Origin of the sequence: Actinomyces sp. ICM39 (assembly GCF_000282935.1) — a bacterium.
Classification (GTDB): domain Bacteria; phylum Actinomycetota; class Actinomycetes; order Actinomycetales; family Actinomycetaceae; genus Pauljensenia; species Pauljensenia odontolytica_B.
Map to the genome: position 1 here is coordinate 1 of NZ_ALCB01000134.1, position 9,372 is coordinate 9,372.

The 9,372-nt window shown below is 61.2% G+C and carries 8 protein-coding genes; 4 read left to right on the forward strand and 4 right to left on the reverse strand.

Going from position 1 to position 9,372, the window contains the following annotated elements:
* On the reverse strand, window positions 1-325 hold a 325-nt coding region (locus HMPREF1137_RS10580; RefSeq protein WP_231284100.1), incomplete at its 3' end, for a hypothetical protein.
* A 50-nt stretch (window positions 326-375) separates the two neighbouring features.
* On the opposite strand from HMPREF1137_RS10580, the gene HMPREF1137_RS08655 reads away from it, so the two are divergent.
* The gene (locus HMPREF1137_RS08655) at window positions 376-645 is read left to right on the forward strand and encodes a ribbon-helix-helix domain-containing protein (protein ID WP_034497542.1); all 270 of its coding nucleotides are present in this window, start codon (window positions 376-378) and stop codon (window positions 643-645) included.
* Between the two features lie 82 nt (window positions 646-727).
* Window positions 728-883, forward strand: coding sequence for a hypothetical protein (locus tag HMPREF1137_RS10145; protein ID WP_009054464.1), 156 nt, complete (start codon window positions 728-730; stop codon window positions 881-883).
* A gap of 78 nt (window positions 884-961) precedes the next feature.
* Here the strand turns inward: HMPREF1137_RS10145 and HMPREF1137_RS08660 are convergent, their stop codons facing one another.
* Both HMPREF1137_RS08660 and HMPREF1137_RS08665 read right to left on the reverse strand, forming a co-directional pair.
* On the reverse strand, window positions 962-1,999 hold the full coding sequence (locus tag HMPREF1137_RS08660; RefSeq protein ID WP_009054441.1) for a DUF5692 family protein: 1,038 nt from the start codon (window positions 1,997-1,999) through the stop codon (window positions 962-964).
* Entirely contained in the window at window positions 1,999-3,042 is a 1,044-nt protein-coding gene (locus tag HMPREF1137_RS08665; RefSeq protein WP_034497546.1) for a hypothetical protein, read from the reverse strand. Before HMPREF1137_RS08665 ends, HMPREF1137_RS08660 begins: the two co-directional genes overlap by 1 nt.
* 167 nt (window positions 3,043-3,209) lie before the next feature.
* Here HMPREF1137_RS08665 and HMPREF1137_RS08670 point away from each other — a divergent pair, with 167 nt between their 5' ends.
* A complete protein-coding gene (locus HMPREF1137_RS08670; RefSeq protein WP_009054449.1) occupies window positions 3,210-4,499 on the forward strand; it encodes a DUF5692 family protein in 1,290 nt (429 codons plus the stop codon).
* A gap of 179 nt (window positions 4,500-4,678) precedes the next feature.
* On the opposite strand, the gene HMPREF1137_RS10150 is transcribed toward HMPREF1137_RS08670, so the two are convergent.
* Entirely contained in the window at window positions 4,679-6,154 is a 1,476-nt protein-coding gene (locus HMPREF1137_RS10150; RefSeq protein ID WP_009054443.1) for an ATP-dependent nuclease, read from the reverse strand.
* 653 nt (window positions 6,155-6,807) lie between these two features.
* Here HMPREF1137_RS10150 and HMPREF1137_RS08675 point away from each other — a divergent pair.
* A complete protein-coding gene (locus tag HMPREF1137_RS08675) occupies window positions 6,808-9,243 on the forward strand; it encodes a S8 family serine peptidase (protein WP_009054442.1) in 2,436 nt (811 codons plus the stop codon).
* Window positions 9,244-9,372: the final 129 nt, after the last annotated feature.

A 9,372-nucleotide genomic window follows, 5' to 3' on the forward strand; every position in this document is an offset into this window, starting at 1 on the left:
GTGCGCGGCCCCTCGTACCTGTCGCGCCTGCTTGGGGAGAGATGTTGTGGGGGTCCCGTTCCCTGGAGACCCATTTCGTACTACACTGATGTCTATACGAAACTATGGAGGTGATCGCGTGCGAGTCCGGGTTCATCCTCGTGTCCATCAACGTCATAGTGATGTTGAGGATGACGATGTCATCGCGGCCTTCGAGGGGACGTTGCGTTCGCGTGCGCGCGATACGCATCCGATCCAGTGGGTCGGGGTTGGCCTCGACCGCAAGGGTCGGCTTCTGGAATATATCGCGGTTGAGGATGAGCCTGATGGATGGCTTGTTTTCCATGCGATGCTGGTAACGCGAGCGGTGCTCGCAGAGGTTGGTTTAAGGAGGTAATGATGGCGACGTATACGTCAGCTGATGGTGCGACGTTCACTGATGAGGATCTGGAACGTTGGGGGAACGAGGCCGAGAACGGTGTTCCTTACGACGGGAAGCACCTCGGTTCGTCTGTGGCTGGACGTCCGATTAGCGTCGGTGTTGGTGCGAAGCCGTTTACCCTCCGTCTTGATCGTTCTCGCCGTGCGAAGCTTGCTGAGGTCGCTCAGGAGCGCGGTACGACGCCGTCGCAGCTTGTGCGCGATTTGATTGATTCGCTTGAGTAGGAGAGTGTGGTCGTAGACCGAGCATGTGTTCGTGCAGGTCCCGCTGGTGGCGGTTCGGCGGCTTTGTTTTACAAGGAGTCAAATGAGCGATCATCTCATTCATGAGAATCCTGTCAGCGATGAACAGATACAGGCGTGGGCTGACGAGGCTGAGCGTGGCTACGACCTGACTGCGCTGGCACCCCCGCGCCCAGGCCGTCCCGTAGTGGGGGATGGCCTGGGAGTTGGTGCCACGTGACCGGGGTTCCTTCCGGCTGAACGCTTAGGGGCCGCGCACGTTGTCTCGTGCGCGGCCCCTCGTTTGCTGAAGAGGGACTTACCCCTCGCTTGTCGACGTGAAGCCCGCCTTCTCGGGTGTTGTGCCCAGGCGCGCGGCGATGAGCTCCTTGTCCTCCTCTGACGCGAGGTCACGGATCAGCGAGACGTAGGTGGCCTCGTCGGCGTGGACCTCCTGCGTGAGCGGGTTGCGCCGCTTGGAGACGATTGTGCGCACGTGCGCGGCGAATACCCACACGTTCGCCACCAGGGCGGCCGCCGAGAGGATGAGCATCGCCCAGGGGTTGTGGGCGCTGCGGTGGGCGAATATCGAATCGTGCATGAAGTGCGGGAACGTGAGCACGACGCCCGACCACAGCGTGAGCGTGTACGCGCGGTATTGGATCCACGCGCCTCGCCCGAACTTTATGAGCGCCGGTATCGTGCACGAGGCCAGCAGCGCCACGCCCGAGTACCACGCCCGGTCCGCCAGGCAGTTGTACACGTAGGCGAGGTTCCACAGGTCGTAGGCGATGATCCATCCGATCGTCAGGTCGCCCCAGATGAGGGCGCGCTCCTTGCCCTTGGACACGAAGATGCCGACCCACCCGGAGATCGTGAGCAGGTTCAAAATGCCCGCAATGCCGTTCATGATGTTCCACGGCCCGCCCCACGTGACCATCCCCTGCGAGGGATCCACCCCGTGAATCCCGTAGCACTGGAAGTCACGCACCACGGCCTCGGCGATGTTGATCGCGAGGATCGCGGGCGGGATGACCAGGTACCAGCGGTTGTAGCGCAGCTTTGGGAAGACCTGCAGGGCGACGAGGCACAGGGACCCCGCCAGCGCCGAGTACTGTTTCACGATCGGGAACCAGCCCGCCGAGGCCGTCCCCGCGGTCGAGTACGGCCACCAGAAGATCGTCAGGGTGATGGGCACGACCACGAAGAGGGCGAGGACCACCCACATGTTGCGCTGGGCCAACCACGCCCCGCCCGCGAGGAGGACGATCACGAGGAGGAGCATCGCGTAGTCCCACCACTGGCCGACCTCGAAAAAGAAGAGTGTCGGGTAGTCCGGGGGAGTAATGCCGCCCATCAGCGCTGCTCCTTCCCCCAATTGGGCAGGTAGGTGCGCTCCATCTTCTGGCGGATCTGCTCCTCCCAGGAGAAGGTGGGCTCACGCCAGCCCTCGAAGTAGGAGGCATCGACTTCGCCCGCCCACGGACTGTCCGCGCCCGTCGGCGGCCAGGAGGGGTCGTCGGTGACGGGTGGGCGGATCTCGGCGACGGCCGGGGCGGACCGTCCGTAGCGGAACCACTGGGTGAAGGTCTCCTCGAACAGGGGAGTGCCGTCGTAGCGCCCCGCGGGCGTGCCCGAGTTGAAGAAGCGCCCGCCCAGCATGCCGCGCATGAAGCGGCCTGTCAGGTGCTGCTTCTTCTTGAACTCGAGGACGCGCTTGACGTAGAGGTTTTGCAGGTGGGTCATGCAGCCGCCGATGAACTCGATGTTCACCCAGTTCAGGGCTTTCATGGTGGGGGAGGCGGGCTCGTAGCCGATGCGCCAGTGGTTGATGAGGCGCGTGCGCTCGCCCGACAGGGGCACCATGTAGAAGCACCAGGCGGCCGCGAAGTTCGTCATCCCGGGGAAGCGGAACGCGTAGGAGCCGGGCGCCTTGGGTGGGTTTTTCGTGTCGACCCACTGGACCATGTACTTGCCGGGTACGACGTCCGCCCATTCCATCGACATGCCGTGGAAGTCGAAGGCCGCGATGTCGCCGGGCACCATCGAGTCGGGCTGCTGGAACTCTTCCTGGATCTCGTAGGAGTTGAAGAAGGGCAGGCGTGCGAAGACGCGCTCGAGGAACTCCGAGGAGAAGGACCCGGACTTTTCCGCGCCGATCTGCTTGAAGAGTCGCCACACCGCGTAGGCGGGCGCGTCGATCGTGATTGCGTAGGTCGAGGAGTAGCCGTTGTCGTAGTTGGCGTCGATGAGGTCGTCGCCCGGGTAGTGCCAGGCCTGCTCCTCGGGCGTGGCCTTGCCGCTGAGCTGGCTGAAGGCGTACATACCTCCCAGGAGCGCGGCGGTTCCGGTCAGGCCAGCGGCACAGAGGGTACGACGGGGTAGACGGTGGCGTGTCATGGGTCCTCCTCCTTGAGGAATTGACGAGGGGCGCCCGCGCTGGCGCTGGCCCGTGGGGAGCCCCGGAACGATGGGGATTCGACGGTGAACCCCGCACACTAGGTTAGTGTTTCGGATTATGATAGCCGACAACTATTAGCCCGGTTGTGCGTTCGAAGGAGAATGCCGTGGACTCGCTTTTCCTGTGGGAGCTGGGGACTCCCAAGGTCTATCTCATCTGGCTGCTGGTGCTCGCCGCCCAGATCGCCGTCGCGGAAATCAATAGGCGGTGGAACTGGACGATCTTCGCCGTGTGGACCGTGGGTGGCATCGCGCTCATGCCCTACGCGTGGATCCATGGGACGCCCATGGTGGGGTGGTTCCCGTTCGGCAAGTACGCGATCATGATCCTGACCGCCACCATGACGGGCACGGTCCTGGTCTACGCGAAGCGCAACCCAGTCAAGGCGCACAAGTACGCGATCTGGCTGGGCGTGGCCCTGTGGATCGGCCTGGCCGTCAACATCATGGAGGCGAACATCCGCGACCTGACGATCTACTTCAACGCGGATGCGTACTACGCGTGCGGCGCCGACTGGCAGTGTCTAAAGGGCGTCAACGACGCGCACACGATCGACATGATCGCCGGCCTGCCGGAGGCCAGGGGAGTCACCGCCGAGCTGCACTCCCAGCAGTGGTACCAGGAGGTCGCCGCCAACCTGTCCGCCCGCCATGTCGGCATCGACCCGGAGACGGGCTTCCGCACGATCGGCGGGTATTGGAACCTCCTGTCCGCTGCGGCCGGCCTGCTCAACATCATCACGATCACGGGCCTGGGCAAGATCATCGTGACCTCACCCGGGAAGCGCTCCGTGCGTGGCCTGATCTGGGTGGACATGGTGTGGCCGTGGGTGATCGCCTACGACCTGTGGAACCACGCGTTCTTGTACAACTCCCTGGCCGACTACACGTGGTACTGCACGCTGGCCCTGCTGCTCGCCTGCACGATTCCCGCGTTCACGTGGGCGAAGGGCCAGTGGATCTGGTTCCGCTGCTTCACGCTGGTCTTCTGGATCTCCATGAACACCCTTCTGCCCGAGGTCTTGGTTCCTCCCTCGGACATCTTCAACTTCGCGACCATGGACCCGCGCGCGAACATCGCGTGCGCGGTCCTGGCGCTCGCGGCCAACGTCGCCCTGTTCGCCTACTGGCTGTACAAGATCATTGCCTGCCGTCGAAACCCGATCACGGGCGTCCTGTACTGCGAGCTGTCTGAGTTCCGCACCATCGTGCGCGAGCACTGCGACGATCGGGACAAGTACTTCCTGGTCGACCGCATCCCCGAGACACCCGAGGAGCTCGGCTTCGAGCCCGACTCACCCACCCCGCCCGCCGACGGCTACCGCGCCTGGATGCCCTGGTGGAGGGGAGAGGATAGGCGGTACCCGTCGAAGAGGGACGCGGGTTTGCGGTCGTAGGTGCTTTTCTGCCCAACGTTGACGAGGCCTCCCCGGGTTTACCGGGGAGGCCTCGCTCATGAGGAAAGGGCCTGGCCGCGGTGACTGCCGTATTGCCTGCGCCTATGTTCGGGAGGACCGCGAGCTGACGAGTATCTTTCTTCTCCCAAAAACTGATGTGCGATTGTGGATAACTGGCGCTATGGGTGAGCCTTTTTGAAGTTGATGGCAGAAATCAGCTCTTCAATCGCATCGCGTAGTTGAGTTTGCGTATACGGAGTGTTCATGGAATTCTCTGGATGGTGTATTGAGTTTCGGACATAAATGCTGATCTGTCGCTTCTTGCACTTGATCTTGTTCTTGTTCCGGTTGTCGATCCAATCGTGCGTTGCTTGTATTCCACATTGATTGAGTTGTTCACAGATTTCATTTTCTGAGAGTGATGAGTTAGCGCCGGCAGCGACTTCTTGAAAACGTGCGTATAACTCGTCTAAAAATTCGGGCGTTGCGAGTTTGAATGCGTAGTAGTTGATAGCATTCAATGTGATGTGCTGTTGTGGCTGTGTTCGGAAATTTTTCTCTAATGTGATGGTGTGTGTGCCTCTTGTCCGTTCTACAATGTAGACGCGGTCCTTCTTAGGATTAATGTTTTTCAGCATGTAAGGTGAATGGGAAAGGATGAAGATCTGTCGTCCATTGGATGAAAGATTAGATAGCGCCTGGCTGAGCTGTGCTTGAGCCCGGGGGTGCAGCCAGGTTTCTGGTTCGTCGAGGCCGTAAATTGTTCCCGAATGAGCGTTGCCTGATGTTTCGGCGACGACTTGAAGCAGTGCGAGCATGAAGGCGCGCTGCATGCCAGTGCCTTTGTTCTCTAGAGGCATCTCGTCGATAGTCTCTTGTGGTTCTGAGATGAACACCTGTCCGGACTTGAGGAGCGCTTGCGTTTCTGGTGGTGTAAAAGCGAAGCTAATGGAGGTGTCGCCGTATTGGTCGCTCATGAGTGCGCTCACACGTTCCGCAGTCGTCTGGAGCTGCTCTTGAACTGTTCCGGACCCAGTTGATTCAAAGAGCGCGGCGTGGGATGCAATGTACTGTTGCCATGGTGCTCCCTCTTCAATCGTCGAAAGCTGTTCCGATATTAGCTTTCCCAGTGTCTTTGATTTTCCCATATCTGCATGATCTGCGACTTTTTCGTCGGCGTAGATGAAGCATGTGTCAAACATGTGTTGAATGAGCGCTGCGATTCCCGTAGGATTATCGAATCTTTCGGTTTCTGGATTGCGTATGAAAATGTTTTTTGTTGTGAACTTGGAACTTTTTCCTGTTTTGCTGTTGATGACAGTGTTTTCGTAGGACTGGCGGCGGATATGAATGGTGTCCCTGTTGTCGGTGTGCGAAAAGAAGTCCTCGAGTTTTGTGTAGTTGTTGCCGAGAGCGTCTTTAGCCTCGTCTGGTGCGAAGGATAGTGTAGCTTCGACGTATGATTCGTCAATGCCAATGGTGAAAATGTCTTTAGCTGTATTCGTGTCGTTTCGGAGGTAGTTGATAGCGTCAAGGATTGAGGTCTTTCCGCTATTGTTTTCGCCGACAAAGTAATTAGTTGCCGGGCTTAGGTCAATTGAAGTCTTTGTTGAGTATCCGCGAATTCCTTTAAAAGATAGATGTGAAATGTGCATAGCTGCTCCTTGTGGTACTTGAAATCGTTTTGCTGGGTATCTTTTCTGTGTAGGTCGGCAATCGCGATGTTGGCAAGTTTTGATGCTTCTTATCTCCAGCTAGGCGTGGAGAATATCGTTATTGTTCAATTGTGCCGAGTGGGGCTGGGCGGGTCGATTGTTTATGTGGTGCTCTCTCGTGTTGTCGCTGGCACTCCCTCGGGCGCGTCAAAGCGAACGTAGACGGATGCTGGCAACGGTGCCTCCCATCACTCGCGTGTGACTGTCGTCTCCGACCGTAACACAGCTGTTCGTCATGGGTCATGCACAACTGTCAAGTTGTCTGGCAAATCGAAAAATACAAGATAAATAGCGGAGACCTCTTGTTCTGACAATCAAATTAATTGCTCGGTATTTTTCAACTCTTCAAACTGCCTAATTGATTGGTGGGTCGATTCTGGTCGGCCGGTCGGGTGTGTGGGAAGAGCGTGGGGGGAGGGGCTATCCCTCGCCGAAATGTCAACCTCTCCATTCCTTCATCAAAAGGTCAAGAATTCTTAAATTGTGAAACCCTCTAGGAGGTTAGTGACAAACCTTGAGACGATGGAGCAATGGCGTGCCATCCGGAAAGCCCCGGAGACGCGTCCCCATCCGTACAGAAACGAGGAACAATGATGCATCAACGCTCATGGAAGACCCTCATCGCGGGAGGAGCCGCGCTCGCCGTCGGCGTCACGCTCACCGCGTTCGGCGCCCCCGCCCACGCGGCCGGCGTCCCGGGGATCACTTCCGAGGCTCGCGCCCAGGACGAGGTCATGAACTACGCGGTCAACCTGCCTGCTGACGCCTCCCACTACGACTTCAACGCGGCCGTCTCCAAGGCCTCGGAAAACGGCGTGGTCCTGGCCCAGTACCCCGAATTCAACACCTTCTTCGTCCAGTCGGTGAAGGCCGCATTCGCGCCGACGCTCGGCAAGAGCCTCGTTGACGCCGGCATCTCCTACCAGTCGATTGGCCCCACCCGCTACAAGACGGTGACCGGTTCCGAGGTGCGTACCGAGCAGCCGCAGACCACCGCGGCCGAGGCCAACGCCGTCGCTGACGCCGCTGGCACGCGCTCGACCGGCCTGTCCGCGGACTCCCAGCTCAACGACTTCACCCCCGACGAGGGTGACGCCAACGCCTGGGGCCTGGCCGCCGTCGGTGCGCTCGAGGCTCAGCAGGTCGACGTCCCCCTCGAGAACGTGACCGTCGGCGTCATGGACACCGGCATCGACCCGGACCACAAGGACCTCAAGGAGCACCTGGACGCCTCGCGTTCCGTGGGCTGCCAGATCAACGGCATCCCCAGCCAGAACCCCGCGGACTGGAAGGATGACCACTACCACGGCACGCACGTCGCCGGTACCATCGCCGCCGCGCACAACGCCTACGGTGTGGACGGCGTCGCCCCCAGCGCCACGATCGTCGCGATCAAGACCTCGAACGAGGCCGGCTCCTTCTACCCCGAGTACGTGGCCTGCGCCTTCGACTGGGCTGCCGAGCACGACATCGACGTGACGAACTCCAGTTACTACATGGACCCCTACGCCTTCTGGATGCCCACCGAGGGCTCCCAGGCGGCGGGCCTCGAAGCTGCCTCGCGCGCGATCCGCTACGCGAAGAACCACGGCGTCGTCAACATCGCCGCCGAGGGTAACGACAACGACGACCACGACAACCCGACAATCGACAAGGCCTCGCCCAACGACGTCGAGGGCGCCGCAGTCGAGCGCAACGTGGCCGGCGGCATCGACGTGCCCGCCATGGTCAACGACTCGGTCGTCTCCGTGGCCTCCGTCGCCCTGCCCACCGGCACCGACCCGGCCACGGCCAAGTTCGAGCGTTCCAAGTTCTCCAACTACGGCAAGAACTCCGTGGACGTGGCCGCCCCCGGCTCGCGCATCTGGTCGACCCTGCCGACCTGGAAGAAGGATCCGCCCTTCGGTTACCTGTCCGGCACCTCGATGGCCTCCCCGCACGCTGCGGGCGTGGCCGCGCTGATCAAGCAGATCCACCCGGACTACACGCCCGACCAGACGATCGCCCTGCTCAAGAAGCAGGCCGGCTACACCTACGACCGCCTCGCTGCACCCGAGGACGGTAAGGAATACCGCGGCGCTGGCCTCGTCAACGCCCTGGCCGCCGTCCTCAAGGACCAGCCGCAGCCCGTCCTCGGCAGCGTCGAGTACTCCCACGACGGAGTCACCGACTGGCGTCCGCTGGCCGACGCGTCTGTCTCGGGTACCGTCTACGTGCGCACCACGGTCTCCGGCCCCGTCACCAAGGCCTCTCTGAAGGTCGGCGACAAGGAAGCCGTGACCGGTACCGGCACGGGCGCCTTCGAGGGTAACGAGGTCACGCTCGTGGCTGGCCCCTACAACGCGACCGACCTGATCGGCGACGCCTCCCACGTGGAGGTCACGGTTGCCGCCGAGGGCCGCAACAAGGACGCCCGCGCCGATGATGACGTCAAGGACTCGATCCACTTCCACATGGATGAATCCCTGCGTGACGGCGGCGCCTGGACCAACAGCGCCGATGGCTGGAAGTACTGCTACAACGACGGCTACTGTGCCCGCAGCAAGTACGTCACCATCGATGGCTCCACCTACTACTTCAACGGCGACGCCGTGATGGCGACCGGCTGGGTCACCTTCGACGCGGCATGGCACTGGATGACCCCGTCCGGCCGCATGGCGACGGGCTGGACCAAGGTCGACGGCTCCTGGTACTACCTCGATCCCGCCACCGGCGCGATGGCCACCGGCTGGGTTGACGTCGACGGCTCCTGGTACTACCTGAACGCCTCGGGCGCGATGGCGACCGGCTGGGCCAACGTGAACGGTTCCTGGTACTACCTGAACACCTCGGGCGCGATGGCCACCGGCTGGACCGCCGTGAACGGCAAGTGGTACTACCTGACCGGCAACGGCGCGATGGCGATTGGCTGGGTCAACGACGGCGGTACCTGGTACTACCTCGACGGCTCCGGCAAGATGGTCACCGGCTGGGTCACCATCGACGGTAAGCGCTACCACTTCGCGTCCTCCGGCGCCTGGCTCGGCTGAGCCTGAAGGGGACGAGGCCGGGGCTGGGACGCTCCGGCCTTGATCCCCGCGCTGAGCGCCTGATGCCGAGCGCACCTGACGTGACGCGCAACTGAAGACAAACAGGGGCGGGTCCGAACGTATCGTTCG

Excerpts from the sequence above, each read along its gene's own strand:
- HMPREF1137_RS08655 (WP_034497542.1), top strand. The coding sequence starts at position 376 with ATGATGGCGACGTATACGTCAGCTGATGGTGCGACGTTCACTGATGAG.
- HMPREF1137_RS10145 (WP_009054464.1), top strand. The coding sequence starts at position 728 with ATGAGCGATCATCTCATTCATGAGAATCCTGTCAGCGATGAACAGATA.
- HMPREF1137_RS08660 (WP_009054441.1), bottom strand. The coding sequence starts at position 1,999 with ATGGGCGGCATTACTCCCCCGGACTACCCGACACTCTTCTTTTTCGAG.
- HMPREF1137_RS08665 (WP_034497546.1), bottom strand. The coding sequence starts at position 3,042 with ATGACACGCCACCGTCTACCCCGTCGTACCCTCTGTGCCGCTGGCCTG.
- HMPREF1137_RS10150 (WP_009054443.1), bottom strand. The coding sequence starts at position 6,154 with ATGCACATTTCACATCTATCTTTTAAAGGAATTCGCGGATACTCAACA.
- HMPREF1137_RS08675 (WP_009054442.1), top strand. The coding sequence starts at position 6,808 with ATGCATCAACGCTCATGGAAGACCCTCATCGCGGGAGGAGCCGCGCTC.